A 26,341-nucleotide genomic window follows, 5' to 3' on the forward strand; every position below is an offset into this window, starting at 1 on the left:
GTAAACAGGATGTTATCCCCGTGACGACTCGACCCACCTTTTATCAACGACGTGGAAAACGCGGGTTTGACGCCGTTTCGGCGAGCCTGTTGCTGATTCTGCTAGCACCCTTGACTGGTTTGCTCTGGTTGCTTGTACGCACACAACTGGGTAGCCCCGCATTTTTCCGACAACACCGACCGGGGAAGGGGGGCCATATTTTTCAGATGGTGAAGTTTCGTTCGATGACCGATGCCCGCGATGCCCAAGGGAACCTGCTGTCCGATAAAGATCGCTTGCCCCGCTTTGGACAGTTGCTCCGCAGTAGCAGTCTGGATGAATTACCAGAGCTATGGAACGTTGTCAAAGGTGAGATGAGCCTCGTGGGGCCACGCCCCTTGCTGGAACGATACCTCGATCGCTACACGATACGTCAGGCCCGCCGACACGAAGTCCCACCAGGTGTTACTGGTTGGGCGCAGGTGAATGGCCGGAATGCACTTAGCTGGGAAGAGAAGTTCGAACTCGATGTCTGGTACGTCGAGAATCAATCGCTCGCACTCGATCTGAAAATTCTGTGGATGACGGTCTGGAAAGTCCTGCGACGCGATTCCATCTCCGCCGCTGGGGAAGCGACCGTAAGCGAATTTATGGGAGCGGAAGCCGAACGCCGCGCTGCTTAGAACGACAAGAAGCCACGTTTTAAGTATGGCTGTTGGATAATGACTGAGGGTCACCACGATCATCCTGGACGAAAACCGAATGAATTACACGATTCGAGAATACGAAACATCTGATTTGGAAGATTTGTTAAACACTTGGGAAAACGCTGCTTATCTGGCTCACCCTTTTTTAACGAAAGAATTCCAGGATCAGGTTCGACACGACATTCCCAACGTCTATCTGCCCAATACACAGACATGGGTTGCTGTATATCAGGGGAAAGTGATTGGTTTTATTTCGATGATGGGAAATGAAATCGGAGCTCTGTTTGTCGAGCCAGAGTTTCATGGTACAGGTGCAGGACGATTACTGGTGGGGAAAGCCCTGGAACTTCAAGATGAACTCGAAGTGGAAGTCTTCGAAGCTAATTCAATCGGTAGGAATTTTTATCATTCCTATGGATTCGAACCGATCGAGGAAAAAGTTCACACAGAAACCGGCCAGATAGCTCTTCGGCTGAAATACAGTTCCAGTAAATGACTGCCGAATCGGACCTGAATCTCATGCATTAAGTTCGCTTAACGCTGAAGTGAGGCTATCGACTTTCTACAACAGGCTTCCAGCAACTTCACACTGGTTTTAGCATCAATTTGGTCCTCGTTTCCCCGGCGGCCAAGTATAGAAATCAAAAAAGGAGACGCATCCGTTTAGATGCGTCTCCTTTTTGATGTTGATGAATACCACCCGCTCCATACGGGAATTTATTCGTAATCAGGCCGGGAGCGAGTTACAGTCGAGATTCACATCTTCAGAAAGATTCGACTTATGAAAACGCTCCTGTTCAATATTGCCGTCATTCCCGGTCTACTCTGTGGATCTCTGTTCGCTCAGAATAGTCCGTCGCCTCCCGCAAGCAACGAAGTAGAGACGATCACGAAGGACCAGTTCGGTGGTGAAATCCGAACGCGGCCGGGCGGGTATACTTATACTCCCGAGAGCAAATACCTGACTCCACCGCCCTCTCCCTACGGAACGCCCCCCTACGGTAATCCGGGAATCATTCTATCCCCGCTGTCTCCTATTGTACCGATGTCGCCGCTGCAACCTCTTCTGCAACAAGAGCGATTACCGCAGTCGTTACAAGGGGCGTGGTACGAGACTTCTGCAAATAACACTTACATTGCTTATGTGTTCCGCGGTACCGACTACGACACCTACGAAATTGATCCGATCACATCTCAACTGGTGATCGCCCAGAATGGACAGCCGGTGCGATTGATGCGGGATCAGCTCGTCTACACTAACAACCGGTTGACTCTTTCTCCCGGTAACAATACCCAAGGGCCATTTGTAGTAACGGATGCTCCCGCTCCATTGCCACAGGGAATCATCCTCGCTCCTCTCCGCGGTACAGAATCACATTATCTGACACGAAAGCCGCAACCCCTTCCTGGACAAAACGGTCAGGGAGGCCGACTCTGGAACGGACCTCCAGGACGAGGCCGGGTTATGGGAAGAAACGTGAAGATGGTCACCTTCACTGTGGGCCCGTCGACAGCAATCTTTTATGAGTCTGCTCAAGGACTGTGGATAGAGAGTAATCCGCAAGGCCAGACGATCTACCAGGAGCTGAACCGAGACAAGTGGTCCGTTTTCCTGCAGGACCGCAAGAGCGGTTCCGTCGTCCAACTCGATCTGAATCGGAAAGTCATCGGCCTGAACGGACAGGACACCTTCAACATTGACGAGGCGTATTGATCGTATGGTTTTTAAGTAGCCTGTTGTACGCCTTAGTCAAACATCTCTTCTGACTCAAGTGTGCCATCCTCACGTCGATACACAGCGATTACGTCAAACGGTTTCCCGTCATACCAGTGGGTCTGATCGCTGGCCACTTCTAACTGCTTGAAGTTCACTTTCATATTTTAATACTCTCGTTATTCGGTAAGCATATTAACACCACCTCTCAGAGGCCGACAATAACCGTATTGAGAAGCCGCTGGTGCAGGGTTGGTGAGCCACCGATTGACCTCCAAACTCATTGAGATTGATCTGTAACCCCGACCGCTAAGTGGATATCGCGGTATAAATAAAAAGAGCCTTTGGGGAACGGGTAAGTTCCCCAAAGGCTCTTTTAGTCTGATTACGACTCGTCACCTCTACGGAACGAGCAGAATTGCTCCGGCGGTGGCTCCGGCCTGAACGGCGGCGGCTTTGGTGTTCCAGGGGATCTGGTAGTGCAACTTGGGAGCACATTCACCCGGTCGGTAATAACCCAGCGGATAGACTTTCTTGAGCGGTGGATCGATTGCCATCTGGTAGGGAAGTCCCACCAGTTGGGTGCTGAACTTACCGATAGAAACGAAGGGTTGGATCGGTTCCCAGTAGGTGTGACCGTAGCGTTCCAGCTGGACGTCTTCGAAGTAGAGCGGATTGTAGTACAAGTTGGGAGCTTCCCAGGCGTAGTGTGCGGGAGGAATGTGGCGACTTACATATTCGGCGTCGGTAAGCTCTTCAATTTCAGGACAGACTTTGTATTCGTCGTTTTCTCCCTGGGCACAATCTTCCGGACGAGGGCAAAGGTTACGACAGGGATCGTTGGCCGCGACGTTGGGGTCGGGTTCGTAATCGGAGAAGGGATCGATTTCGGTCACCTTCTTGATTTTGTAGGCGTCTTCAGTAATGCCCAGCGGATCGTTCTGTTTGACTTTGTTCAACTTGCTGGCGGTGCGGTAGTAGACGTCGGAAGATTTGCTTGGCACCATCTTCACAACCGGTTTGGTGGGAGACGCAGCTGGAGCGGGTTGGATAGCCGTCTCAACCGGTTCCAATTGAGGAGCCGTCTGCAGCGGAAGCATCCGTGGGCCAGAAGTAGAAGTTTGATCTTCGACTGATTTCTGTCGTCGGTTGGTCCAGCCATCGCTGAGTGATTTCCAGCGATCCAGCGCGGAGCGTTGACGAAGCCGTTCGATCGGATCGTTCGGGCTCGCGTCGATTCCGTCCACTTCGGACTGTTTCAGAGAAGAGGTTTGCTCGTCAGCGGCCAGATCGGGTGTGTGAGTACCCAGGAAACAACCGATCACCAGGCCGCACAGTAACAGCTTACCGGAGGCGCGTTTACTGGCCTTCGAAAGGTCCGTGTTGCGCTGAGTAGTTGGGTGCTTCTCTTGTGATGACAATATCATGAGGATGGTTCTCCCTAACCGTCGCTGCCGATATTTTGATGAACTTCGCTTTCGTGCGAAGATCGTTAATTGTATTGACGCCGAGGTAGCCCATACCGGCCCGGAGTCCTCCGACCAACTGGTAGAGCAAACCGTTGAGCGGCCCTTTATAGGCAACTCGTCCCTCGACTCCTTCTGGAACCAGTTTACGGCCATCTTTGTCGTCTGCTAACGACTGTCGATACCGGTCACTACTTCCTTTCACCATGGCTCCCAGCGATCCCATTCCCCGGTAGCGTTTAAAACTACGTCCCTGGAAGAGGATCATTTCGCCCGGACTTTCGTCCAGACCAGCTAAGAGGCCACCCAACATCACGACATGGGCACCGGCGGCGAGCGCCTTACAGATGTCACCGCTGTACCGAATTCCCCCATCGGCAATCAGAGGAATATCGGTTCCGGCAACACCTCGAACCGCCTCTGAAACCGCTGTAATCTGAGGCACACCTACTCCCGAAATGATCCGCGTGGTACAGATGGAGCCAGGCCCGATCCCGATTTTGACGGCATCGACTCCCGCTTCCACCAAGTCGCGAGTCCCTTCGTAAGTGGCGACATTGCCGGCAATTACGTCGATTTCATACCGCTGTTTGATGTTGCGAACAGTTTCAATTACGTTTTTGGAATGACCGTGGGCACTGTCGACAGTGATCACGTCGACTCCTTTTTCGATCAGAGCCTCGATTCGATCATAGTCGCCCACTCCGACAGCCGCCCCGACTCTTAATCGCCCGCGAGCGTCTTTGGAGGCCAGGGGATACCGGAGGTTCTTGTCGATATCCTTTATCGTAATTAAACCCTTCAATTGATATTTCTCGTCAACCAGAAGCAATTTCTCGACCTTATTTTCGATAAGTATGCGTTGAGCTTGCTGAAGAGAGGTATTTTCGTCCCCGGTGACCAGATTTTCCTTGGTCATGACCTGAGAAATGGGTGTTTCGGTAGAATCCATGAAACGGAGGTCGCGGCTAGTCAAAATCCCCTTAAGTACCCCATCTACCGTAACGGGCACTCCGCCGATGTTCCGTTCTTCCATCAGTCGTCTTGCTTCGCCGACCGTGGTTTCGGGTGGCAAAGTGACGGGATCGACGATCACACCATGCTCGGACCGCTTAACGCGGTCGACCTCCAGGGCCTGCTGTTCAAGCGTCATATTCTTGTGAATAATGCCGATCCCCCCTTCCTGAGCCATGGCGACCGCCATTTCGCTCTCGGTCACCGTGTCCATCGGGCTACTGATGATCGGAAGATTAAGCGAGATGTTCCGGGTCAGTCGAGAACTGGTATCGACTTCGGAAGGCATCACTTCACTATAGGCAGGTTGCAAAAGAACATCGTCGAATGTCAGACCTTCGAACAAAATCCTGTCTTGCATCGGGTAGGCTCACTTATTCCTGTTTAAGGGTGTCTGAAGAGGGTTGAGGGAACAGTTTAGTTGCGGGTTTGTTTACTGATTTCAGTTTATAGTGACCGGGTGGCCATGACGGCGGCGTAGACCCGGTTGCATAATTGAACGAGAACTTCGACCGGCAATTCTTCGGCACGGGTTTTGGGATCGAGTTCTAATTGCCCCATCATGAGATCGACGTCGTTTTTATTCAATTCTTTACGATACATGCCGGCCAGAACTGAACGCATCAGCTTGCGACGCTGGTGGAACAGTCGACGGACAAAGTCTTGAAAGAACGGTCGATTCTTAATCTTCTTCGCCTTGGTTGGTGCCGGTTCAAGCCGGACGATGGCCGAGAAGACTTTCGGACGAGGCCAGAAGACTTTCGGGCTGACCTTCTTGATGACTTTCACGTTACATTGTGATTGCAGCCAGACAGAAAGAGCCCCGTAGTTACTGCTACCCGGCCCTGCCTCCATACGCAGCCCCAGCTCTAGCTGGATCGTCACGACCATCCGTTTCCAGTCGTAATCACTCGCTACCATATTCGAGATCAGAGGGGTCGCAATCGAGTAGGGGAGGTTGGCGACCAGCTTCAGGCGATATCCAGGGTTCTCGGCAAGTTTGGCATCGATTACATCGGTGACGGTCTTGGAGAAATTGTTTTTGTTTCTGAGAGCATCCGTGTTAAGTAATGTGACATTATCGCGAGTCGCCGTCACTTCACTCGCCAACTCAAACATGTTTGGGTCGATCTCGACGGAGATGACATGTCCTGCCTCTTCGGAGAGGAAGGTCGTCATACCGCCTGTTCCCGATCCAACTTCGAGGACCAGGTCTTCCGGGGTCAGGTCTGCTTTTTCGACGACGTAGTCAACCAGGTTGACGTCGATCAAAAAGTTCTGCCCCAGAAAATGGCGCGGACTGAAGCCCCGGCGTTCAAACAACTCCATCAGATACGATCGGGTTTGCCGTTCAGCGGGACTTGTCATGCGTTGAATGTTTCTCCCAGAGGGGGGCGTTCCCCCTCGGTTAGTTTTTGAATGTACTTGCCCAGGATGTCGGTCTCTATGTTGACCATGTCGCCGACTTTTCGCTGACCAAGGGTGGTCACTTCCAATGTGTGGGGAATCAGAGCGACGCTGAATTCGCCCAGGCGAACATCAACCAGAGTCAGGCTGATTCCATCTACAGTGATAGACCCTTTCGAGACCATCTGTTTATCGAGTTCGGCGGAGACTGCGAATCTCATAAAGATCCACTCGCCTTCTTCTTCAATACCAGCGACTTTGCCGCAAGCATCGACATGGCCTTGCACAAAATGTCCACCCAATCGAGCCCCGACGGCTAATGCCCGTTCGAGGTTAACTCGATGTCCCGGTTGCAGAACTCCCAGGTTTGTCCTCGACAACGTTTCCGACCCGGCCTGAAAATCAACCAGATTCTCATCCACCTCGATGACCGTCAGACAGCAACCGTTAATGGCAATGCTATCGCCCAGTTGAATACCGGTGACCAGCTCGGCGGGAAGTTCAACTCGGAGGCGCACGGCAGACTCTTCGGGAATTAACTCCCGAATTGTGCCAAGACCTTCAACGAGTCCAGTGAACATATCAGCCAGAGGGTGAGTGGATAGGAAATCGTGCCCGAGGCAATCGGTCAGTCTGTTTCAGAGAACTGACGACTGAAATCAATAAAGCCTGTTGAACACGCAGGACGGATAACGTATCCCAATAGGGAATGGAAATCGTCGCAGTTCGCGATAGCGTTGGACAACCGATTAATATCGGACTATCGGGGCAGCACAGGACTCCGTGGAACCAGTCTGCCGACCGTCTGGAGAGGCCATCTCACCAGAAACACATTGTGCCACGTACGACCGGTTTTGGGTAGTCCTAGATTCCCCTTCTTCAGTACATTCGCGTCAATCTGCGCCGTTATCGCCGGTTTTCAAGCCGAATTCCATGCGGAACGTGCCCCGTTTTCTTCTCGCTCCGATGAGGTCGCCATGTGTCGAGTTCTCTCCTGCCGAAACCAACTCCACCGAATTATGGTCAGACGGCGGTTTCTGTGCTCTTTCGTAGTGACTCCATTCATCCTGATTTTGGGCACCGTTCTGGCTTCGGGGCACGAGGGGACACACCCTGGTGGAAGTTCCGAAGAGCCACTGAAGAGCCGAGTCGATATCGAAATCGAGGGCGACTTCCGACTGATTGAAGCGAATGGACTTCCCGATCATCAGCATGGACAATTTCCGAATCGGCGGAACCCGCATTCGATTACCACCCAGCGATACGCTTACCGGGTCCCGGCCAAACCAGAGACTGCATCTCGACTGACTTATCTGGGAAGATCCCCTTTTGGAATCGCCACAAATGGAATTCCATTCGATCCGGGAACGGCCGAGTATTGGCAGAACGACCCCGACTCGGGTTGGAGATATGAAGCGCTCGCGGGACAAATCGATCTTGGCGTCGACGAGTCCCATGCCCATGTTCAACCAAATGGAGCGTATCACTACCATGGATTGCCCACAGCACTGGTTGCCGCGTTGGGGGGAAACTCCGAGAAAATGTTGTTACTCGGATATGCGGCAGACGGGTTTCCGATTTACGCACCGAGGGCTTATGCTGACTCTGACGATGCTCAAAGCGAGTTAAAGGAAATGAAGTCCAGCTATCGACTCAAAGAAGGAAACCGTTCGACTGGGCCACAGGGACGTCACGATGGTTCGTTCACGGAAGATTATGAATACATCGAGGAGGCAGGCGACCTGGATGAATGCAATGGTCGCACAGGAGTCACCCCGGAGTATCCAGAGGGATCGTATTACTACGTGCTGACTGAAGGGTTTCCCTGGATTCCGCGTGCTTTCAAAGGGAGCCCTGATCTCAGCTTCAAACGTAGAGGTCCGGCAGGAGGTGGTCCGGGACCGCGTGGCAATCGACGACCGCCACCCCCCTTCCGAAACGACAGGCCCCCTCGTCCTTAAATAGTAACAGAAGGGAGCCTTCGGCTGGGGTTCGTTCCCTCTATCTCGACTCTTACATCTCGGCTCTTACGGTTTCAGATCGGCGAGGCTGGCCTCGAATTTGATCTCCGACATTCGTCCGTTCTCAGACATCTTCAGGTAACTGATGCGGCACATCAGGTTTGGCTTAAGCCAGGTGGCGTCTTTATCAACCACTTTGACAAGAGGTCGTTTGGTGCGGTAGTGAATCATCCGCTCTCCCAGTTCGCGCTGGGTTTCCTCAGGAAGTTCGTAATAGTTAAGAGAGCCGACGTACTTGAGTTCTCCCCCGACTAGGGCGGACAGCAGAATTTTCTCAATGTAGGAATCACTCAACTTAACATAACCAACAATAATGCAGTCGATCTCTTGTCGTTTCGCATTGGCAGTCGCCTCTGCTTCGGCTTCGAGGTCTTCGGCGTTGGCGTCACCGACGAATTGATTCATCGCGTCTTCCAGGTTTTCGGGACCTTCATCTTTCTTCTTCTGGCGTGCCTGCGAGACGACTGCCTGGAGCAGATTCGGTTTGGCTCGTTCTTTAACGCCCCAGTCTTCGAAAACGGCGTTGTAGGGAATGCTGCCGATGATGACGATGGAACCAAAGATAGAGGTGATGGACCAACCCAGGAGGCAGAATAACCAGGCCCCCTTTGGCAGTCGGTAGGTGTTTGCTTTCCAGACTTCAACCGGCTTGAGCAGTATGTCAAACGGGGTGAAATCCGAAGATCGGAACGCGGCGAGTACGCCTGCAATGACTTGACTACATAATAAAACAAATACGCCAATCGCCAGTTGGCTCAAAGACCAGATCATCCGTTCGCCCATCTGATTGGAAACCATCAGGCGAGCAAACAAGCTCTCGGCGATAACAGCCAGAAAACCGGCGGCCAGTACGAACGACCAAAGCGGCAGTTTGGGAATCGTCGTTTCTTCTTCGTCCCAACGGGCGTGCATCCCTTCCATGTTGGCAACGGATTCTGCTTCGTTTCCGAGTGAAGGGTAATAGCCACAGGTCGGGCACCACGAAGTCATGCCCCAGTCCTCGGTGGATTTACATTTGGGACAGCACTTTTCCGTCACCGCCGCGGCTTCCGCGTTTCGACTGGGAGGAAGCACATCAGTAGCGGAACGATCCGATTCTCGGGCTTCGTCCTGATCAAGATATTCGGTGGTGACTTCGGAAATCGGGGCCATCATCTACTCCACAAGTTCAGTATCTGGTGCCGGCTCGCGCGGCGAGATTTGCTGTTTTTAATCAGTAACCAAGGGGAGAAATTAACCGGGCACAGCCGGGAGAACTCCACTTTTCCAAGAATAGGTCATGATTTGCAGGAGGTCCCCATGACTTGCTGCTGCAGTAAAAAAGACGTCCCAAAGCCCCACCCCTACCCTTTTTAACGTTTATCCGGCCTGAAATCCGACCAAACAGGACCCTTCCTAAGTCTTTGCAGAGCCAGAGTTAACGAGATCAGTCACTCGTATTATCCGGAAAAGCGTTAATACCGTCCCGGAAAGTTCTTTATCGCGTGAAGTCAGGACTGGTATGCTGGGTAGTACGGCAACATTCCCTTCTCAGGCTTCACCTCTTCAGCCTCCTCGCCGAAACGATAACCTTCTTCATTTCTTTCTTTAACTCTGAAGGTGCCAACAATGAAATCAGATTTAACCGCGCGCGATATTATGGTGACGAAGCTGGTCACACTCCGACCGGGGATGGACATCTTTGAAGCCATTGATCTGTTATTGAAACATCGCATCTCCGGGGCTCCGGTGGTGGATCATCAAAAAAACTACTTAGGAATCTTCTCCGAACGTTGCTGCATGAGCATCCTCGTTGAAGCAGCTTACGATCAGCTTCCCACGAGCCAGATCGACGGTTTCGTAGATCGTAATGCGGCGACCATTAGTGAAGAAGCTGACTTGTTTACGATTGCCCATGTCTTCCGTGACACGCATTTCCGCCGTCTGCCCGTGCTGCGGGACGGTGTACTCGTTGGACAGATTAGTCGACGAGACGTACTGAAGGCGATTCACTCCGTCATCAAGCCCACGACCGGTCATGAGAGTGCTCTGCTGTACCTCAGCTCGCTACTCGAACGAGACCAGCAACCCATTGTTTAGGTTTGCCAGGTTCGAGAACTCATATTCAAGCCCATATTAAGAATCGTAGAGGACGGCGTTCCGAAAGCGCCGTCCGCGATCCATTTTCTCCATGAGTTTACCCCTTCCTTGTGAATGGTGACCTGCGTTACCATTTTTCAGGCCATTCAGCTCGTTAGCTGAATGGCCTGTTTTTTTGTATCGCCCCCATTCCCCGCTACCTTGAGAAGGTTCGGCACACTTGATACCGTTAGCCGAGCGACGTGGGGAAGTCCTTACAATCTAATGGGAATGCCCGTCGCGACCTTTGTCTGTCCGATTCCAACCGGAGATGTTTGACCGGAGAAGTATATATGTCTGAGTTCGGCGGTTCCGAAAAACCGAAATGGCGATCCACCACCATTCTCACAGTCCGTCGTGGCGATAAAGTTGCGATCGGAGGAGATGGCCAGGTGACGTATGGTAATACGATCATGAAGGGGGATACCCGTAAGATTCGTACCATGATGGGGGGCGAAATTGTCGTCGGCTTTGCTGGCTCGACGGCGGATGCCTTTACCCTCCTTGACCGATTCGAAAACAAGATGAAAGATTACCCTGCCAACGTTATTCGCGCAGCCACCGAGCTGGCGCGAGACTGGCGAACCGACCGGATGCTGCGGCGTCTAGAAGCAATGATGGTCGTTATTAACAGCCAACACAGCTTGCTGATCACGGGCCAAGGGGACGTCGTCCAACCGGCCGATGCGATTATCGGGATTGGCTCCGGTGGTCCTTACGCCACGGCCGCCGCCCGGGCACTGCTGCGAAACTCGAAACTGTCCGCCCCGGAGATTGTGAAAGAGTCGTTGAAGATTGCCTCAGAGATCGACATTTACACGAACGACAACATTATTGTGGAGGAGCTCCCGTGCGCGAAATGACCCCACGCGAGATCGTCGAAGAACTCGATCGACATATCATCGGACAGGACGACGCCAAACGCGCTGTCGCCATTGCCTTGCGCAATCGCTGGCGCTGGAAACAACTGCCCGAAGAAGTGCGCAAAGAAATCACTCCTAAGAACATCATTATGATTGGCCCCACCGGTGTCGGGAAAACCGAAATCACGCGTCGGTTGGCCGACCTGACCAGTGCGCCGTTCGTCAAAGTCGAAGCGACCAAATATACCGAAGTCGGTTACTACGGTCGCGACGTCGAAAGCATGGTGCGCGATCTGGTTGAAGCAGCCATCACTATGCTGTTGCGCAAAAAACGGATCGAAGTCGAAGAACCGGCGAAAGAACGAGTCGAAGACAGACTGCTTGACTTGCTCGTTCCTGAAGTCGAATGGAACCCCGTCGATGAAGAGGAACGCGAGAAGGCCCTCGCCCGCAAAGAGCGGACCCGGCAGAAGTTTCGCGAAAAGCTTCGCAATGGGGAACTCGAAGATAAACAGGTCGAGTTAAATGTCGAACAGCGGCAGGCCCCCGTGCAGGTGATGTCGAATGTCGGCATGGATCAGATGGACATGGACCTGCAATCGATGTTCGAAAAGATTATGCCCCGGCAAAGTAAGACTCGTCAGGTCACCGTGCAGGATGCTCGTAAGATTCTGCTGGAACAGGAAGCCGAAACGCTCATCGACCGCGACGCCTTGAACGAACAGGCTCTTCGCCTGGCCGAAGACCAGGGAATGATCTTCCTGGACGAACTCGACAAAGTTGCTGGCAATCAGGAAGGTCGCAGCAGTGCTGATGTAAGTCGATCAGGAGTGCAGCGTGATCTTCTGCCGATCGTCGAAGGGACAACTGTCCAAACGCGGTACGGTATGATCAAAACGGATCACATTCTCTTCATCGCCGCCGGCGCTTTCCACTCGACGAAACCGTCGGACCTGATGCCCGAACTTCAGGGCCGATTCCCGATTCGTGTCGAATTACAGGACCTGACTCGCGATGACTTCGTCCGCATCCTGACGGAGCCACATAACTCGCTGACACAGCAATACGAGCAGCTTCTCTCCACCGAGGGAATCAAGCTCAAGTACAAGGCGGACAGCATTCAGGAGATCGCCAACATTGCGTTCCAGGTCAATCAGGATACGCAGAACATTGGCGCCCGCCGGTTATATACGATCATGGAACGTCTGTTGGAAGAACTGAACTACACTGCTTCCGACCTCAAGAAAAAGACCGTCACCATCGACGCCAAATACGTTCAGTCACAACTGGGCGAAATCTCCCAGGACGAAGACATGAGCCGGTATATTCTGTAGTCCGGTTGAAGCTGTTCAAAGAAAAACAAAACACCCGCGTAGGTTGAAGAACCGACGCGGGTGTTTTGTTGACTATAAACTACTACGTAACGCCTCGTAATTCTGCTAGTCTCTTCTCAACCAATCACTCCACGATCTAACCCTTGCCAGCAGTACCAGGCGCCGATGCTCGCGTAGTTGGACCAGGGGGCGGCGAGGTCGGTCATTTGCTGGGGGGTGGGGAGTTCGGAGAGACCGTAGATCTGCTGAAAGGCGGAGCGAATTCCCAGGTCGGTGTGGGGCAGAACATCGAGGCGACCGAGGCTGAAGATCAGGAACATCTGGGCCGTCCAGGGACCGATTCCCTTGAGCTGAGTCATCGTATTGACGATCTCCTCGTTCTGCAGGCGCCCCAGAGTCTTGAGCGGCAGGTCACCCGCTTCAACTGCGGTAGCAATACGAAATATCGTCGCGTGTTTGTTGCGGGAAAGCCCGGCGGAGCGAATCTGCTTTTCGCTCAGTTTAAGAATGTCCTCGTGCGAATAATCGTCAGGTAATAAATCGCAGAAGCGAGCATAGATCGTGCGGGACGCTTTGGTGGAAAGCTGTTGACCGACAATGGAGCGGGTCAGCATGTGCAGACGATTGCGACGTAACGTCAACCGGCAGTCCCCGACGGCTCGAATCACCTTTCGCATGTGAGGATCCACATCAGCGATGAACAGGGCCGCGGCAATTCTTTTCTTAATGAACGACATGCAGGAACTTTCTCACCGGTGAATCAGCACTCTTTTTAGTTCCAGACATCGACCACCTGCCGTGCGTCCTGTAACACTTTGGACAGGTCGGTATCAAACAGGCGAAGAGATGTTTGGGTGTCATCGCTTTCAAGCACGCCGGTTGGCCATTGCTGGAGAACTTGTTGAATACGTTCCTGCTGTCTCGTCGAAACGGGCCGGTCGGTGAAGCTGATTTGCCAACCCGGATTATCGCAGGTTTCAATCGTCAAACCGTAACGGTGTTCCCACTCGCCATCGCAGCGATAATGATACCAAGCCTGCAAGGCGAGAAGATCGTCTTCGACGGAAGTCACGGGGTGATTTCCTCATCCTTTTTCTTGCGACCGAAGATGCATTTGTCGATGGAAAAACAACCCGCCCCTGTGAACAGGAGTGAGGCGTAGATCACCAGGTAAAGAGCGGAGAGTTCTTTATCTCCCCAGGGTTTGTCCGCCATAATTTGAAAGTGGGCGATGATCATCGTGAAGGCGAGCGGAATGACTGCCAAGCGGGTGAGCAGTCCGGCGATGACAAGCACGGAGCAACCCAACTCCGCACCAATCGCCAGGATCAGGCTCAGCTGTGGACCGACACCAATGGGATCGGCAAACTCGGTCGACAACGCTTCGAAGTTCTGGAACTTCTGCAGACCATGCACCATCATCATGCCCCCCACGCCAATGCGGAGAACGAGTAAACCGAATGACGTTAATTTAGAAGACATAATTAATATTCCTTCGATGGTGAAAGTCAGGCCATGATCAGGCGGTTAATTACCCCCGTCTTTATTCGATCGAATCCAACATCTGCATGACCGCTTCTTCGTTGTAGTCTTCTTCAGGAATTTGCATCATCAGGAAGGCAGTTCCCTGTTTGGCGGGAAACGTTCCTTGAATCTGGCGGAACTTTCCACCATCGTCCTTGTCGGTTGCCTCGGAAAAAGTGAAGTCATGGTTTTGACCGTTGATATCGATCTGACGGACTTCGCTGGAATCGATCTGCAAGTTGTTCCCCTGTCCCTGTTGGCCCATGGAATCTTTCATCGAAGTTTCCATCTCATCTGCGCTCAGGTTGGCGATCTGCATATTCATCAGAAACAGCGTATTTGCACCTTTCCCATTTTCATCAGAATAGATTGCCATTTTCATGGAGTAGAACCCGAAGAAATCCATCTTCATGCTTCCCTTAGGAGGAAATTGCTCCTGAGGAATGCTGATGGTGGTAATCTCGTTGGTGGTGGCGATAGCATCTGCTGGTTTATCTGAGAAGGACATCATGTTGGAAGCAAAATAGATTCCCACCCCGCAGCAAATCAGCATGCAGACTCCACCCCCGACCAAGATCCAGAGAAAGACTTTCATGCCCGTGGACATGCCACTTTTTTGGGGGCCGGGTCCATCGTCGTATTCCAACTCATCTTCGAAACGATCGCGTGACATTTTGTTTTTCCTGACTGCTGCGTGTGGGTTGGGTCTCTGGGCAACTTCGTCCATGGACCATCGTGAAGGAGTCTCTATTTTGAATGGTATCTGGTTGCCATACAATGAACAGAGAGTGCTGGCGGTTCAATTCCGCAAAACTGGCGCGAACGACTCCTTTAAAATGCATTTCGCTGGCGGAAGCGTTTTATGGAGCGATTTTGAGATCCATTGTCCACTTTTTTGAAATCATTCCGAGCGGCATGTCGGAGCGAGAGCAGTTCGCCGGTCACCGTATCTCATACTGGGAACGCGTTCTGGCAGCATAGAACGCGAGATGATCAGGCGATACGTGATCTGTAAGCAATGGCAGGCAAATTGAACCTGTCGATCAGGATGCCTTGCGGGTCTGCTGTCGCTGCATTTTCTTGAGCTTTTTGCGGTCTTTGCGGCTCATGTTTTCCAGTTCAGAATCCATCGGGTAAGATTCCGAATCGTCCTCTTCGACTTCTTCCCATTGCGAATCATCATCCGATGAGGATGCCGGGTCTTCCGTGTTCACTGAATCACTTTTCAGACGGAACCGAGGTTTCTTCTTGGGTGCTTCCTCTTTCTCTTCGATCTCGTCGGCCTGATCGACCTCTGCAGTCGGTTTTGCTTTTTTCGCGACGGGTTTGTCTTTAGCCTGTGGCTGTTCGACCTTTTTCTTTTCCTTCTTGGGTTTGTTCTGACGATTGATTTCGCGTTGATGTTGCCACTCGGCCAACCGTCCGGTGAATAAGCCAAGTACGTCGCCCAACCGTTCTCGAACGATGTTCAGGGCAGAGGGTTTCTGTACTACGACGGGGGCTTCTGCTGTTTCATACAGCACAAAGCGAGCGTGCAACAGCATGCTCATGAAGAAGGCGAGGGCACCGATCATACCGATGGCTGCATGAGCCGCCTGTTGGTTATTTGTACCAGGGAAATCAAATCCGATCTGCATGAAGGCGACAATCACCCAGCATCCAGCGGCCAGGGCGAAGAGTGACCGGCTCGGTTTGCACTCGAACATATCATGACGTAGCGGCCAGAAGAGACCTCCCGTGATGACCAACGTCGGCGCGAGCCAGCAAAGAACATCTTGCTTCCAGAACTCCATGTTCCAGAGCCAGAAGACTGTCAGGCTGAAAGCGACATGGGCTTCCGTGAGGAGGCAAAAACCAAACACGATGCCAAAGGTCGACGCCCAGGCCCATACGCGATAACTGCCGTTGTAGTCGTGCAGGCTACGGCTGCGAGCCCACCAGACCAGAAAGGCAACTTGCCCCGCCAAGGTCATCAGGCCACCGCTGAAATAGTTGACCGCTCGGCCAGTCTCGAAGTTGAACAAGCTTTGAAAGCCGGGACCGAATTGCTCCGGGTGTGTCTCGAGGTGCAGTCCAGCAACGAGTAGCAATCCACCCACAACGAACAGCAGAGTAGCGACCAGTGAATGTTTGAAGGTTCGAGGAGAAATCAGTTTCCGAACAGGGAAGAGGGCCACCGATGCCACTTTATAAGAGCTGTTCTCTTCGTTTGAGGAGGGCGCAGCGGAAGGGGTCCGGCGGGTGGGAGGTACAGCCATCTCTTCAGACGCACTCGCCAATCGGCGACGACGTCGTTCATCTAGATTTCGGGCACCCGCAAAACTTGCCGCCATTGACCACTCCGTTGGTTCAGGCTTACTGAAGATAAATGTTCGGGAAGAACTCCCGGAGGTGTACGTTCAACTCTTTGTATATCGGGCCATGGTCAGTTCGGATCGACACGGAACCCGCTTTCCCTGGGCGTCTTAACCGAAGTGAACCCCGGTAATTGGATCGACCCGACTAACCGGCAAAGTCTCGCCAGTGCCATTGTGGCAGCTTTCACTAAATGCCAATATGGCGGTACAAATGCCATATTGGCATCTTTTGGTGTGAGTCTGAAAATTGCTTTACCTTCCAAGTGAAGCAGTGAGAAAATGTGTCCGATTCGTAATTTCCCCGAAAGAACCAAGATCGCAAGCTGTTTAATTAAGGTGGTTTACGGCGAAAACGCCCCACTACCCCAATATTTCAGATACGTTCGGAAAGGCTGCTTTTCATTTCGTTTTTGTCAAATTGGCATACGCTGTGCTATCTCGTATACCGTCTCAAATCACATCCTCTGAGACGTTGACCTACAAAACAAATCCATTTTTCCATATGTTAAATGATTCAGGAGTAAGCAGATGAAAAAGACCTTACGAACTTGGAATCCCTGGCAGGAACTCGATCAGTTGACTCATCAATTCGATCAACTTTTTACGCGTCAGTGGCCCGCAGCCAGCAAGCAGAACCAGTTGAAATTCGGGGCAGTGAATGTCCTGAAGAACGATCAGGGAGTACTGGTGCAGTTGGCTGTCCCCGGCCTTGAAGCTGACGACTTGGACATTTCACTGACCCACAACAGCGTGACGGTCAAAGCCAATCGGGATGCGGACAGTGACAGTTCAAGCAATGTCTCTCGGCAGGAACGCAGCACGCGGCAGTTCAGCCGATCGATCTCGCTGCCCGTGGAAGTCGATCCGTCCAGTTGCGATGCAACCTACACCAAAGGCGTGTTGACTTTGAAACTGGAGCAACCGGAAGAGCAGCAGCCTAAGAAAATTGAAGTCAAAGCGATTTGACCGAGATTCCAAACAGACCTGATACAAATCGATTCTGTCCGACAAGTTGAATCAGAAAAACATACAAGGAGAAGTCCTATGAGTACGAATACAGAAACGCAAAATTGCGAATCAAAAGAACCTGCCAGCCAGGAACAGCAATCCATTCAGAGCAACGAGAACACACTCGTCTATTCTCCTGACGTGGATATTGCGGAGACGGAAACGGGAATCGACCTGACGTTTGATATGCCGGGAGTCGATCAGGATCATCTCGACATTTCGATTGATAAAGACGTCCTAACCGTCGTGGGGCACGCAGAAGTCGATCAAGAAGAGGGGTACGAGTCCCTATACCGTGAGTTCGGCGCTGGCGACTACCGACGAGCATTCCGCTTGCCTGAATACGTGGACTCGCAGAATGTGGATGCGACGGTCAAGCAGGGAATCCTGACGATCCATCTTCCTAAAGCCAAGCGTCAAACAGTCACCGTGAAAGCGGTCTAACAGCTTCGATTACCGAAGTTGTCCAGTTGATGAGTTGTTTGGAATGAAGAGTTTTGAAGATATCACGGTGAACGTTGTGTGAAGTAGCAGAGGACTTTGCACACGGATCAGGAATCATCAGGAAAGCGTTTTCATGCGGCTCTTGTCGTCGGAATCGCGGAATTTCGATTCCTGATTCGTATTTACCGCTGATCGCCCTCCGGATGACAGATCCAGCATCCGGGGGGTCTTTTTATGCGCCTGCTGAACCGGGTGTCATTACGGGAGTTGACTGTCGCTGGTTGAAGGGTTGAAAACCTCGACCGCTCTCTGATCATACTTCAAACCGAAATTCCGGAACCCGCTGGGTTGGAATAAATGCTCGAACAGTTCCATTGCTTCATCGGGATCCTGTTCATAAGCGATTGCAAATGCCTCATGCTCTGCGGCGACTTGCAGTATTTCCGAATCGGTGGACATCTTTCGGAACAGATTGCTCAGTTCCGGATTATTTTCGAACAGTTCGTTCAATTCCTTCTGTTGCGGGTGTTCGCTCTTAACAACCGGTTGTCCATTGAGATCGGCGGAAATTTCAAATCCAATATTGGGATCAATTCCATTTTCACGAAGCAGTTGTTCCAGACGTTCTCCGAATTGCTGTGTCGCCCCTTCAAGATCGATTTGAAGCGAGGTCAGTTTCAAGGGCTGGGCATCTGAAGACGAAGCGGTCTTCAGTTGGCTCGCGATGAGATTCGACTGATTCCCCAGCGCGCGAAGTAAATCTTCCGCAGATTGTTGGCCTGTTTCGCTCGGTCCCTCTACCGGTTGGTTCCCGGAAAGAAGTGCGGCGAAATCGTTCGCGTCCGAAGTACTTTGCGTTGGATTGGGGAAGAGCGACGTAAGTCGTTCTGTCAGATTGCCAATTGCCCCGATCGCCATCGTATAGTCCCCGTTAGAATATGCGCAATGTGTCCGCGTCTATCAGATAGAATCGACGCTCGACGAGTCAAGGTTTAATGATTTTAACGCCTGGGGTGTTATGTTAGTATTTCTATATCACGTTGAAAGTCGTTTGAGTATCGACGCCAATCGGCTTCGCCTCAGAAAACCAGACTTCGGATAATCAAGACAAAGAGAGCGCGACATGAGTGGTTTCAAGAGAAGAGAGTTCATCAGTCGAATCGGTGCAGGGGCCGCCGGCATGGCGCTCACCGGCTTAGGTCCGGAGTTTTTAACCGCTTCGAACTCGTCCTATAGCTCAGAAGCCAACTCGCTGCAGGCAGCGGAAACGGAAACGCACCCCACCTTCACCACGGATCGCGAAGATGGTCGGTATGAATCGACGGCAGGTTTCCTTCAGGAAACATTAAAACATCTGAAGCCTAAACTCGCCTTCGATCCCGAGATGACTGCCGAAGCGTATCCTGCTTGGCAAGCGGCTGTTAGAGAGAAGCTGACGGAACTGCTTTGTTTTCCCGAGGTGGCTGATCCTCAACCCGCCCCCAAACGTATCTGGAAAAGAAAACGTGAGGGTTACGAGTGGCAAAAATGGGAAGCCTACCCGGAACCTTATAGCGTGGTCCCTTTTTATGTACTGGTCCCTGATGGTGTCAGTGCCAATTCACCGGCTCCTACAGTGATGTGTTTTCCCGGTTCGACGCATACGAAAGAATCGCTCGTCGGCGAGTGTGAACTTGATACGGGAAAACGTTCCACTTGGAAACATTTCCAAACCAACCGGCAGGCTCTTCACTTTGTTAAACAGGGATTCATCAGTGTGGCGATTGAAAACCCGGCAACGGGCGAACTCGTCAGTCCATTATCGTCACGCAGCCAAATGGCAAATTGCGGCTTGTGGCTCGGGAGGAACTATCTGGGCATCTCTGTTTTTCAGAAGGCGAAGATTCTCGAATGGTTGCGGGAACAAAACTGGGTTGATTCCAATCGTATTGCCACCTGCGGACATTCACTCGGTTCCAACCCGGCCGATATTCTGGGGGTACTGTATCCCGAAACGGTCAAAGCGGTAATTCATAACGACTTCGTTTGTAACTGGATCGAACGGGCCTACTGCACCAACTTCAATCCTCCCGGTGGGTCGCACCACACTGTCCCCGGATTATTCCAATGGTTTGACCACACCGACATCGAAGCGTCCCTGGCTCCGCGTCCGTTGTTATTCACTGAAGGAGGGCGGACGATGCAGATTAACAAAATCCGCAAAGCGTATGAGCTGAATGGTCAGCCGGAGAATATCGAGGTCACCTATTATGCCAAGTATGCAACCGCCGACAAACGGCTGTTTGAAGAGGTTCCCATTCCGGCTGGAATTTCTAATGAAGAATACTTCCAGTATGTAAATGTCGACGCGCCTCAACATCGGTTTCGTCCCGACAAAGCCGTTCCATGGCTGAAGAAAGTCATGAAGAATTAACAACCCCTCCGGCCATTGTTCAATTCTTTGAAACCGCCCATGCCAAGCAATCCGAATTCCGGTTCCTTAGCGACTTCGCTGAAGTCGTACTGGTGTCACATGCGCCGACTGGGCCTGCTCGTCCTATTTTGTTATCTGGGAATCTGTCTCTTGTTGACTTTATTGCAACGCAAACTGATTTATCTGCCTGCGCAAGAGAACGTCATTGCCCCGGCGTTGTATGCGTTGCCAGTCAGCCGAATTGAATCACGATCATTTCCGGGCGAGGACGAAGTCGGAGTTAAAGTATGGCTTGTTTCGGCCAAAGTGAATCTGGAGAAGGATGTTTCCTCATCCGAACGGCGAGCGATGATTGTCTTTCATGGAAACGGGCATCACCGAGGAGGGCGAGGTTATCTCTTCGAGCTGTTCAACTCACTGGACCAGGACGTCTTTATTTTCGACTACCCCGGTTACGGTGAGACAAGCGGCTCACCTTCTGAAGCAGCGAACGTTGCCAATGCCGCGCATCTCTGGGATAAGGTGACGGGCGAGTGGGGTTACCAACCGAAGAACATATCCTTGTTTGGTGAGTCGCTCGGTGGAGGAATTGCGACGCAGTTGGCGGCGCAGTTGTCCGAGCGGAATGAAGCCCCCGCCGCATTGATTGTGCGGTCGACATTTTCTTCACTCGTCGATGCGGCCAGTTACCATTACCCCTGGTTGCCCGTCCGTTGGTTGCTGGTGGACCGGTACCCGTCGACCGAGGTGATAAAGCAGGTCACCTGTCCCATTCTGGTGATCCATGGTTCGACGGATCAAATTGTCCCTTACGAGTTGGGGGAACGATTATACGAAGCGGCCCCGCCTGAGTCGCAAAATGGAGTCGCAAAATCGATGCTGGTCATCAACGGCGGCGGCCACAACAACCTCTCCCACCGCCCCAATTCTCCAATGGGTATCGGGATTGCAGAGTTTTTAGAGCGAATTGAGGATTGAGCTCCGGCCATGGATAACGTCCTGTTTAGTATCGAATTGAGATATTACGTCCCCCTCGAGCGAACAGCACGTGTTCATATTTTCAGTAATTTGCCATAAAAAAGATCGAAATCGGTCTCGGCTTGAAGTAGGGTTTTCACTAAACTAGTCGAAAATCTCCTGCCTCGACGGGGCTGAAATGGATGTCGACCGGCGAGACTCTCCAGGATTGAAATCTCCACCGCCAAGGGACTGGCGTCATGTACAAACTATTGCTTTGCTTCAAATATCTCCGCACCCGCTACATAGCGCTCGCCAGTATCATCAGTGTGATGCTGGGCGTGGCGACCATGATTGTGGTTAATAGCGTAATGGCCGGTTTCGGTGGCCAGATGAAAGACCGCATCCGCGGGATCATGTCGGATGTCGTCGTCGAATCTCGCAGCTATGACGGAGCTCCGGATCCCGAAGGGATCATGAGACAGATTGACCGGGTCGCCGGAGATAAAATAGAAGCGATCACTCCGACGGTGACCACTTTTGCAATTATGAATATCAGCATCGGGGGTATGCTGGAGCCTCGCCCGATCACATTGGTAGGCATCTATCCCGAAGAAAAAGATAAGGTCAGCGCTCTCACGCCATCCTTGATGAAGTATCAGGAGATCATCGAGGGAGACCAGATTATTCGCGGACCGTTGCGTACCGCCGGTCAAGCCCCGAACTGGGAGCTCGAACCTGAAGAAATGCAGCGACGTGTCGCCCGCGCTGAGCAGAACAGTTGGCGGCCAGAGACGGTCTACTCCAAGTCGCAAGAAACAAATAATGAGGCTGTTCCGGACTTCGACGAGGACGCCGTGCCCGAATTCGATGAAGAATTTGACTCGACCAATGCATCGGAGGAAATTGTCGCTGAATCTGAGACAGACCCGCTGAGTAATTTGGAATCAAGCTTCAATGAATACAATGTTATCGACGAACAACCGGTTGAACCGGGAGCATTGATGAAGGCCCGCGTTTATGTCGGTAGTGGCCTTGCGAGCTACAAAGAACCTCAAACAGACAAGCGGCATTGGCTGGTCCGGCCTGGTGATGATGTCGTCATGCTGACCAACACAATCGGCATGCCCAAACAGAACCCGGTCAGCTTTTCTGCCACCGTCGTCGACATCTTTCATTGCGGCATGAGCGAGTACGATTCCAATCTGGTCTTCATGAACATCGAAGCCCTGCAGGAATACAAGAAAATGCTGCTCCCCGAAGCAGAACTCGTGACCTCCTTTCAAATCAAACTGAAAAACTATGACGACTCTGAAGAAGTCGTAAATATCCTAAAAGCCAACCTTCCCCCCGGTACTTTTGAGGTCACTACCTGGGAAGATCGCCAGGGCGCTCTACTACAGGCCCTCGCGATGGAGGCCGCCATTTTGAATGTGTTACTGTCACTGATTATTGCCGTGGCTGGATTCGGTATTCTGGCAATCTTCTTTATGATTGTCGTCGAAAAAACACGGGACATTGGGATTCTCAAATCTCTGGGGGCATCGTCTCGGGGAGTGATGTCAATCTTCCTCGGTTACGGTTTTTCACTGGGGATTGTCGGCAGCGGTGTCGGAGTCATGTTGGGTCTGGCGTTTGTGGTTTATATCAACGAAATTTCCGACTTTATCTCTAAATTGACCGGGCAGAAAATCTTCGACGATCAGATTTATTACTTCGACAAGATTCCAACGGAGATCAGCCCGTACATGGTCTTCTGGGTTTCCCTGGGTGCGATTACCATTGCTGTTCTCGCTTCCGTTCTGCCTGCCCGGCGTGCTGCGAACCTGAACCCGGTTGAAGCACTGCGACATCAATAAAGATTTTGGTTCACCACGAATTAACCATCCGTTCCAAGAGTATAGTGGTATCAACATGACAGAAATTCTTCCGATGAATGATGAGCACATCTCGGCCGTTGCACTTGAAAAGATTTATTTCAAGGGGGAGATTCAGGTCCCTGTGCTACGCGGCATTCGCATGTCGGCGAAAAAAGGGGAATTTCTGTCGATCATCGGTCAGTCCGGATCGGGGAAAAGCACCCTGCTCCACCTCTTAGGACTACTGGATACCCCCGATGTCGGAGAGGTCCTTCTGGAAGGACAACGAATCGACGACCTGCCTCCACGCGTGCGGGACGAACTGCGAAATCGGGTCTTCGGGTTTATTTTTCAGTTCTACCATCTTTTGCCCGAACTGAACCTGTTGGACAATGTCCTGACTCCACAGATGATTCGCTACAGTATTCGTGAATACTGGACAAAGCGCAAGGAACTGAAAGAACGAGCCCGATACTTCATCGACCAAGTCGGATTAAGCCACCGGATTACGCACAAACCCTCAGAGCTGTCTGGTGGAGAAATGCAGCGGGCGGCCATCGCCCGTGCCCTGATGGGTGAACCGAAGCTCCTGCTCGCCGACGAACCGACTGGAAACCTTGATGTCGGTACTGGTGGCGAGATTATGGAGTTGCTGAACCGGTTGAATGAGGAACAACAGCTCACTATCATCATGGTAACGCACGATCGGGCCGTCGCCAAACAGGCACATCGTACGATATGTTTGCAAGAAGGCAAAGTCGCGAAACTGGCAGAAGTTGCCTGAATCGGCCCTGCCAGAAGGGATTCGGCACGAAGCCACCCGAGACGTTCGGACTTTTCAGACGGATCGCTCACAGGCTGATGTCCTTGGATGTCGAATCCTTTCGACGATCATCCTGTTCTTAATCCACGGATGACTCCCGCAACCGGTGCAAATTTGATATTTTGTCCGGTCCAGACCCCCGCAGCCCGGGTCGCCTGTACTCTGATTGATTCTCTCTAACCACGCCGGAACCCGCGCATGTCGTCTCAAATTTACATTAATGGTCAATTCTTCGCCGAAGACGAGGCCAAAATCAGTGTATTCGATCATGGTCTACTCTACGGTGACGGCGTCTTTGAGGGCATCCGTATCTACGGAGGGAACGTCTTCCTGCACGGCGAACATATCGACCGGCTCTACGAGAGTGCCAAAGTCATCCGCCTTGAAATTCCGATCACCAAGGAAGAGATGGTCAAAGCGGTAGAAGAGACCGTCGCCCGGAACAATATCGACGACGGTTACGTCCGTCTGGTCATCACCCGCGGAGCCGGTTCACTGGGTCTTGATATTCGCCGGACGAGTAATCCGCAGGTGATCATTATCGCCGCGACGATTTCGCTCTATCCCGAAGAATACTACCACGAAGGTCTGCAGCTGATTACGGCCAGTACCATCCGTAACCATCCCCAGGCGCTAAGCCCACGGATCAAGTCGCTGAACTACCTGAATAACATCATGGCGAAAATCGAAGCAACCGATATGGGCTGCATTGAAGCGCTGATGATGAACCACAAAGGAGAAGTCAGCGAGTGTACTGGCGACAACATCTTCATCATCAAAGATAAAATCGTCAAAACACCACCGACGGATGCCGGAATCCTGGAAGGGGTCACGCGTAACGCGGTGATCAAACTGGCGCGCGAAGCGGGCTACGAAATGCAGGAAACCACGTTGACTCGTCACGACGTCTACGTCGCCGACGAATGTTTTCTGACAGGCACCGCCGCCGAGGTGATTCCCGTGGTCAGCATTGATGGTCGCCAACTGGGCGACGGCAAACCGGGCCCCATTACTCACGAGCTGCTCAAGCTGTTCCAGGAACTGACACGCTCGAGTGTTTAGTACGTCCGAATTACTAAACAGGGTAAGAGCCGGCTAAAGACTTCCTGCTCTTATCGCTTGATCGAGATTCTCGATCAGGCAAATATTGCGGAACGCAGGTTGGCCAGTTCGATGATCAAGTTCGCAGCGTCTGCGCGTAACAGGTTGGGGTTATCAATTCCCTCAAGCGTGCGATTGACCAATATGCGGACCTCGTCCTCCGTTCGCCCCGTGCGACGAGAAATGCGACTGATGATGCGCGATCGATGCTGCTTCTGGTACGACCAGTGGATCTCCTTCTGGAATTGCTGCCAGTACCCTTCCAGCGCGTAGCGGCCTAATCGTTCCTGGTAATTAAGTGTTCCGACCGTGTCGGTGTGAGAGACGATGTTCAGCCGGCGACTTTCTGCATCAGGCAAGTAAGGGCCAAAACGGAACCACTTCCACCAGACGAAAACCCAGAGTAACCCCAGCACCAGCAACGTCAAATGGCGGAACGGCAACGTCATTAGAATGCCCACGACCTTGGGAACAGCGGTGGCATTCAACCATTCATCGACGCAGATCGTCTTCCACTCGTTATTTTCCCCGATACTTTTCTCCAGAAGTTTCACCGCGAGAATCGCATTGTCGTCGTTCATGATGGACTGATTACTGAACAGAACATCATTCGCCAGGACGATCAATTTGCCTTCGGTCAATCGCATTTCTATCGCTTGCAATCCGGTTTCCGTCCGGACGAGTACCTCGCGATTCCGGGCTGCCAGCCCTTCCAGTTGAAGAGAAGCTCCTTTCGCCCACGCAATTTTGTCCGACTCATACAGAGGCGATTCAATCGATTTACAGAATTGAATCTCTGGGTCGGCCTCTTCCTCTTCGTCCTCTTTCCCGAACGCCGCTGGATTCATTACGGAAGAGGAATCTTCGTCTTCTGCCTCATCGGCTCCTTTGTCAGAGACAACCGAGATACCCAGTTCCGGAATACTCAGCTTTGGGTTCTCGTAAGAAGCAGCAATGAATAACGTCCCGCCTGACCGGACCCATTCCAGTATCTGGTTCCAATGATACTCTTCGGGAAGGCGACCGGGACCAAGCATCAGTAAGGTCTCATCCCAGTAGAGTTGATCGATCATCGTTGACAGTGAGTCGTCGCTGCGATAGATGCCGAAATCCTGATCCTGCATCAGGAGAAAGAATGCCTTTTTTCCGCGTGCGGCGGTACTGCGCGTATCATAAGTATTCCCCGAATCTAAAATCGGGAACCAGAACTGCAACAGGATCAACACGAACAG

General features: G+C 52.1%; 28 protein-coding genes. 15 read left to right on the plus strand and 13 right to left on the minus strand.

Translation table 11 applies throughout. From position 1 onward, the window contains the following. Nucleotides 1-20 precede the first annotated feature (20 nt). The 3 genes from Pla110_RS22070 (at nt 21) to Pla110_RS22080 (ending at nt 2,400) form a co-directional block, all read left to right on the plus strand. The gene (locus Pla110_RS22070; RefSeq protein WP_144999320.1) at nt 21-662 is read left to right on the plus strand and encodes a sugar transferase; all 642 of its coding nucleotides are present in this window, start codon (nt 21-23) and stop codon (nt 660-662) included. A gap of 79 nt (nt 663-741) precedes the next feature. Further along, nucleotides 742-1,182 carry a GNAT family N-acetyltransferase gene (locus Pla110_RS22075; protein ID WP_144999322.1) on the plus strand — a complete coding sequence of 147 codons (441 nt, stop codon included), beginning with the start codon at nt 742-744 and terminating at the stop codon, nt 1,180-1,182. A gap of 285 nt (nt 1,183-1,467) precedes the next feature. After that, a complete protein-coding gene (locus tag Pla110_RS22080; RefSeq protein WP_144999324.1) occupies nt 1,468-2,400 on the plus strand; it encodes a hypothetical protein in 933 nt (310 codons plus the stop codon). A 32-nt stretch (nt 2,401-2,432) separates the two neighbouring features. Here the strand turns inward: Pla110_RS22080 and Pla110_RS23025 are convergent, their stop codons facing one another. From Pla110_RS23025 to Pla110_RS22100, 5 genes are all read right to left on the minus strand, one after another. Next, nucleotides 2,433-2,564, minus strand: a complete 132-nt coding sequence (locus Pla110_RS23025) for a hypothetical protein (RefSeq protein ID WP_261342303.1) — start codon at nt 2,562-2,564, stop codon at nt 2,433-2,435. Between the two features lie 237 nt (nt 2,565-2,801). Further along, nucleotides 2,802-3,827 (minus strand): hypothetical protein, encoded by a 1,026-nt coding sequence (locus tag Pla110_RS22085; protein ID WP_144999326.1) that lies wholly within the window; start codon nt 3,825-3,827, stop codon nt 2,802-2,804. Further along, a complete protein-coding gene (gene guaB, locus Pla110_RS22090; RefSeq protein ID WP_144999328.1) occupies nt 3,760-5,241 on the minus strand; it encodes an IMP dehydrogenase in 1,482 nt (493 codons plus the stop codon). The genes Pla110_RS22085 and guaB overlap by 68 nt, the downstream gene beginning before the upstream one ends. 86 nt (nt 5,242-5,327) lie before the next feature. After that, the gene (gene rsmA, locus Pla110_RS22095; protein WP_144999330.1) at nt 5,328-6,248 is read right to left on the minus strand and encodes a 16S rRNA (adenine(1518)-N(6)/adenine(1519)-N(6))-dimethyltransferase RsmA; all 921 of its coding nucleotides are present in this window, start codon (nt 6,246-6,248) and stop codon (nt 5,328-5,330) included. Then, complete coding sequence (locus tag Pla110_RS22100) at nt 6,245-6,868, minus strand: riboflavin synthase (protein ID WP_144999332.1); 624 nt, start codon at nt 6,866-6,868, stop codon at nt 6,245-6,247. Before Pla110_RS22100 ends, rsmA begins: the two co-directional genes overlap by 4 nt. A 273-nt stretch (nt 6,869-7,141) precedes the next feature. Between Pla110_RS22100 and Pla110_RS22105 the strand changes: the two genes are divergently transcribed. Continuing rightward, on the plus strand, nt 7,142-8,248 hold the full coding sequence (locus Pla110_RS22105) for a YHYH protein (protein ID WP_231742759.1): 1,107 nt from the start codon (nt 7,142-7,144) through the stop codon (nt 8,246-8,248). Between the two features lie 66 nt (nt 8,249-8,314). On the opposite strand, the gene Pla110_RS22110 is transcribed toward Pla110_RS22105, so the two are convergent. Continuing rightward, nucleotides 8,315-9,463 (minus strand): hypothetical protein, encoded by a 1,149-nt coding sequence (locus Pla110_RS22110; RefSeq protein ID WP_144999334.1) that lies wholly within the window; start codon nt 9,461-9,463, stop codon nt 8,315-8,317. 453 nt (nt 9,464-9,916) lie between these two features. Here Pla110_RS22110 and Pla110_RS22115 point away from each other — a divergent pair, with 453 nt between their 5' ends. The 3 genes from Pla110_RS22115 (at nt 9,917) to hslU (ending at nt 12,623) form a co-directional block, all read left to right on the plus strand. After that, nucleotides 9,917-10,387: a CBS domain-containing protein gene (locus Pla110_RS22115; protein WP_144999335.1), complete on the plus strand. Its 471-nt coding sequence runs from the start codon at nt 9,917-9,919 to the stop codon at nt 10,385-10,387. A 332-nt stretch (nt 10,388-10,719) separates the two neighbouring features. Further along, nucleotides 10,720-11,289: an ATP-dependent protease subunit HslV gene (hslV, locus tag Pla110_RS22120; protein WP_144999337.1), complete on the plus strand. Its 570-nt coding sequence runs from the start codon at nt 10,720-10,722 to the stop codon at nt 11,287-11,289. Beyond that, entirely contained in the window at nt 11,286-12,623 is a 1,338-nt protein-coding gene (hslU, locus tag Pla110_RS22125; RefSeq protein WP_144999823.1) for an ATP-dependent protease ATPase subunit HslU, read from the plus strand. Before hslV ends, hslU begins: the two co-directional genes overlap by 4 nt. Nucleotides 12,624-12,739: 116 nt before the next feature. Here hslU and Pla110_RS22130 read toward each other — a convergent pair whose 3' ends face one another. The 4 genes from Pla110_RS22130 to Pla110_RS22145 form a co-directional block, all read right to left on the minus strand. Then, a complete protein-coding gene (locus Pla110_RS22130; RefSeq protein WP_144999339.1) occupies nt 12,740-13,360 on the minus strand; it encodes a DNA-3-methyladenine glycosylase family protein in 621 nt (206 codons plus the stop codon). Nucleotides 13,361-13,395: 35 nt separating this feature from the next. After that, nucleotides 13,396-13,695, minus strand: coding sequence for an Imm53 family immunity protein (locus Pla110_RS22135; protein WP_144999341.1), 300 nt, complete (start codon nt 13,693-13,695; stop codon nt 13,396-13,398). After that, nucleotides 13,692-14,105 carry a DoxX family protein gene (locus tag Pla110_RS22140; RefSeq protein ID WP_197440392.1) on the minus strand — a complete coding sequence of 138 codons (414 nt, stop codon included), beginning with the start codon at nt 14,103-14,105 and terminating at the stop codon, nt 13,692-13,694. The genes Pla110_RS22135 and Pla110_RS22140 overlap by 4 nt, the downstream gene beginning before the upstream one ends. A 61-nt stretch (nt 14,106-14,166) precedes the next feature. Continuing rightward, on the minus strand, nt 14,167-14,820 hold the full coding sequence (locus Pla110_RS22145) for a hypothetical protein (protein ID WP_144999345.1): 654 nt from the start codon (nt 14,818-14,820) through the stop codon (nt 14,167-14,169). Between the two features lie 104 nt (nt 14,821-14,924). On the opposite strand from Pla110_RS22145, the gene Pla110_RS22800 reads away from it, so the two are divergent. Then, entirely contained in the window at nt 14,925-15,128 is a 204-nt protein-coding gene (locus tag Pla110_RS22800) for a hypothetical protein (RefSeq protein ID WP_197440393.1), read from the plus strand. 62 nt (nt 15,129-15,190) lie between these two features. Here the strand turns inward: Pla110_RS22800 and Pla110_RS22150 are convergent, their stop codons facing one another. Continuing rightward, nucleotides 15,191-16,480, minus strand: a complete 1,290-nt coding sequence (locus tag Pla110_RS22150) for a hypothetical protein (RefSeq protein ID WP_144999347.1) — start codon at nt 16,478-16,480, stop codon at nt 15,191-15,193. Nucleotides 16,481-17,032: 552 nt separating this feature from the next. On the opposite strand from Pla110_RS22150, the gene Pla110_RS22155 reads away from it, so the two are divergent. Both Pla110_RS22155 and Pla110_RS22160 read left to right on the plus strand, forming a co-directional pair. Then, nucleotides 17,033-17,470, plus strand: coding sequence for an Hsp20/alpha crystallin family protein (locus tag Pla110_RS22155; protein ID WP_144999349.1), 438 nt, complete (start codon nt 17,033-17,035; stop codon nt 17,468-17,470). A gap of 78 nt (nt 17,471-17,548) precedes the next feature. Continuing rightward, entirely contained in the window at nt 17,549-17,956 is a 408-nt protein-coding gene (locus tag Pla110_RS22160; RefSeq protein ID WP_144999351.1) for an Hsp20/alpha crystallin family protein, read from the plus strand. Nucleotides 17,957-18,214: 258 nt separating this feature from the next. Here the strand turns inward: Pla110_RS22160 and Pla110_RS22165 are convergent, their stop codons facing one another. Continuing rightward, on the minus strand, nt 18,215-18,874 hold the full coding sequence (locus Pla110_RS22165; RefSeq protein ID WP_144999354.1) for a hypothetical protein: 660 nt from the start codon (nt 18,872-18,874) through the stop codon (nt 18,215-18,217). A gap of 205 nt (nt 18,875-19,079) precedes the next feature. Here Pla110_RS22165 and Pla110_RS22170 point away from each other — a divergent pair, with 205 nt between their 5' ends. The 5 genes from Pla110_RS22170 to ilvE all read left to right on the plus strand — a co-directional run bounded on the left by Pla110_RS22170 (nt 19,080) and on the right by ilvE (nt 25,070). After that, nucleotides 19,080-20,369 (plus strand): alpha/beta hydrolase family protein, encoded by a 1,290-nt coding sequence (locus tag Pla110_RS22170; RefSeq protein ID WP_144999356.1) that lies wholly within the window; start codon nt 19,080-19,082, stop codon nt 20,367-20,369. A gap of 39 nt (nt 20,370-20,408) precedes the next feature. Beyond that, nucleotides 20,409-21,347, plus strand: coding sequence for an alpha/beta hydrolase (locus Pla110_RS22175; RefSeq protein WP_144999358.1), 939 nt, complete (start codon nt 20,409-20,411; stop codon nt 21,345-21,347). A 239-nt stretch (nt 21,348-21,586) separates the two neighbouring features. Then, on the plus strand, nt 21,587-23,185 hold the full coding sequence (locus Pla110_RS22180; RefSeq protein ID WP_144999360.1) for an ABC transporter permease: 1,599 nt from the start codon (nt 21,587-21,589) through the stop codon (nt 23,183-23,185). Nucleotides 23,186-23,258: 73 nt separating this feature from the next. After that, nucleotides 23,259-23,969, plus strand: a complete 711-nt coding sequence (locus tag Pla110_RS22185; RefSeq protein ID WP_144999362.1) for an ABC transporter ATP-binding protein — start codon at nt 23,259-23,261, stop codon at nt 23,967-23,969. Nucleotides 23,970-24,206: 237 nt separating this feature from the next. After that, nucleotides 24,207-25,070, plus strand: coding sequence for a branched-chain-amino-acid transaminase (gene ilvE, locus Pla110_RS22190; protein ID WP_144999364.1), 864 nt, complete (start codon nt 24,207-24,209; stop codon nt 25,068-25,070). A gap of 74 nt (nt 25,071-25,144) precedes the next feature. On the opposite strand, the gene Pla110_RS22195 is transcribed toward ilvE, so the two are convergent. Beyond that, nucleotides 25,145-26,335, minus strand: a complete 1,191-nt coding sequence (locus Pla110_RS22195) for a DUF4350 domain-containing protein (protein WP_144999366.1) — start codon at nt 26,333-26,335, stop codon at nt 25,145-25,147. Between the last annotated feature and the right edge of the window lie 6 nt (nt 26,336-26,341).

It is taken from the genome of Polystyrenella longa (assembly GCF_007750395.1).
Taxonomy (GTDB): Bacteria; Planctomycetota; Planctomycetia; order Planctomycetales; family Planctomycetaceae; genus Polystyrenella; species Polystyrenella longa.

Bases quoted from the DNA above. Each gene is read 5' to 3' on its own strand.
- Pla110_RS22075 (WP_144999322.1), top strand. From the start codon at position 742: ATGAATTACACGATTCGAGAATACGAAACATCTGATTTGGAAGATTTG.
- Pla110_RS22080 (WP_144999324.1), top strand. From the start codon at position 1,468: ATGAAAACGCTCCTGTTCAATATTGCCGTCATTCCCGGTCTACTCTGT.
- Pla110_RS23025 (WP_261342303.1), bottom strand. From the start codon at position 2,564: ATGAAAGTGAACTTCAAGCAGTTAGAAGTGGCCAGCGATCAGACCCAC.
- Pla110_RS22085 (WP_144999326.1), bottom strand. From the start codon at position 3,827: ATGATATTGTCATCACAAGAGAAGCACCCAACTACTCAGCGCAACACG.
- guaB (WP_144999328.1), bottom strand. From the start codon at position 5,241: ATGCAAGACAGGATTTTGTTCGAAGGTCTGACATTCGACGATGTTCTT.
- rsmA (WP_144999330.1), bottom strand. From the start codon at position 6,248: ATGACAAGTCCCGCTGAACGGCAAACCCGATCGTATCTGATGGAGTTG.
- Pla110_RS22100 (WP_144999332.1), bottom strand. From the start codon at position 6,868: ATGTTCACTGGACTCGTTGAAGGTCTTGGCACAATTCGGGAGTTAATT.
- Pla110_RS22110 (WP_144999334.1), bottom strand. From the start codon at position 9,463: ATGATGGCCCCGATTTCCGAAGTCACCACCGAATATCTTGATCAGGAC.
- Pla110_RS22115 (WP_144999335.1), top strand. From the start codon at position 9,917: ATGAAATCAGATTTAACCGCGCGCGATATTATGGTGACGAAGCTGGTC.
- hslV (WP_144999337.1), top strand. From the start codon at position 10,720: ATGTCTGAGTTCGGCGGTTCCGAAAAACCGAAATGGCGATCCACCACC.
- hslU (WP_144999823.1), top strand. From the start codon at position 11,286: ATGACCCCACGCGAGATCGTCGAAGAACTCGATCGACATATCATCGGA.
- Pla110_RS22130 (WP_144999339.1), bottom strand. From the start codon at position 13,360: ATGTCGTTCATTAAGAAAAGAATTGCCGCGGCCCTGTTCATCGCTGAT.
- Pla110_RS22140 (WP_197440392.1), bottom strand. From the start codon at position 14,105: ATGTCTTCTAAATTAACGTCATTCGGTTTACTCGTTCTCCGCATTGGC.
- Pla110_RS22145 (WP_144999345.1), bottom strand. From the start codon at position 14,820: ATGTCACGCGATCGTTTCGAAGATGAGTTGGAATACGACGATGGACCC.
- Pla110_RS22800 (WP_197440393.1), top strand. From the start codon at position 14,925: ATGAACAGAGAGTGCTGGCGGTTCAATTCCGCAAAACTGGCGCGAACG.
- Pla110_RS22150 (WP_144999347.1), bottom strand. From the start codon at position 16,480: ATGGCGGCAAGTTTTGCGGGTGCCCGAAATCTAGATGAACGACGTCGT.
- Pla110_RS22155 (WP_144999349.1), top strand. From the start codon at position 17,033: ATGAAAAAGACCTTACGAACTTGGAATCCCTGGCAGGAACTCGATCAG.
- Pla110_RS22160 (WP_144999351.1), top strand. From the start codon at position 17,549: ATGAGTACGAATACAGAAACGCAAAATTGCGAATCAAAAGAACCTGCC.
- Pla110_RS22165 (WP_144999354.1), bottom strand. From the start codon at position 18,874: ATGGCGATCGGGGCAATTGGCAATCTGACAGAACGACTTACGTCGCTC.
- Pla110_RS22170 (WP_144999356.1), top strand. From the start codon at position 19,080: ATGAGTGGTTTCAAGAGAAGAGAGTTCATCAGTCGAATCGGTGCAGGG.
- Pla110_RS22175 (WP_144999358.1), top strand. From the start codon at position 20,409: ATGCCAAGCAATCCGAATTCCGGTTCCTTAGCGACTTCGCTGAAGTCG.
- Pla110_RS22180 (WP_144999360.1), top strand. From the start codon at position 21,587: ATGTACAAACTATTGCTTTGCTTCAAATATCTCCGCACCCGCTACATA.
- Pla110_RS22185 (WP_144999362.1), top strand. From the start codon at position 23,259: ATGAATGATGAGCACATCTCGGCCGTTGCACTTGAAAAGATTTATTTC.
- ilvE (WP_144999364.1), top strand. From the start codon at position 24,207: ATGTCGTCTCAAATTTACATTAATGGTCAATTCTTCGCCGAAGACGAG.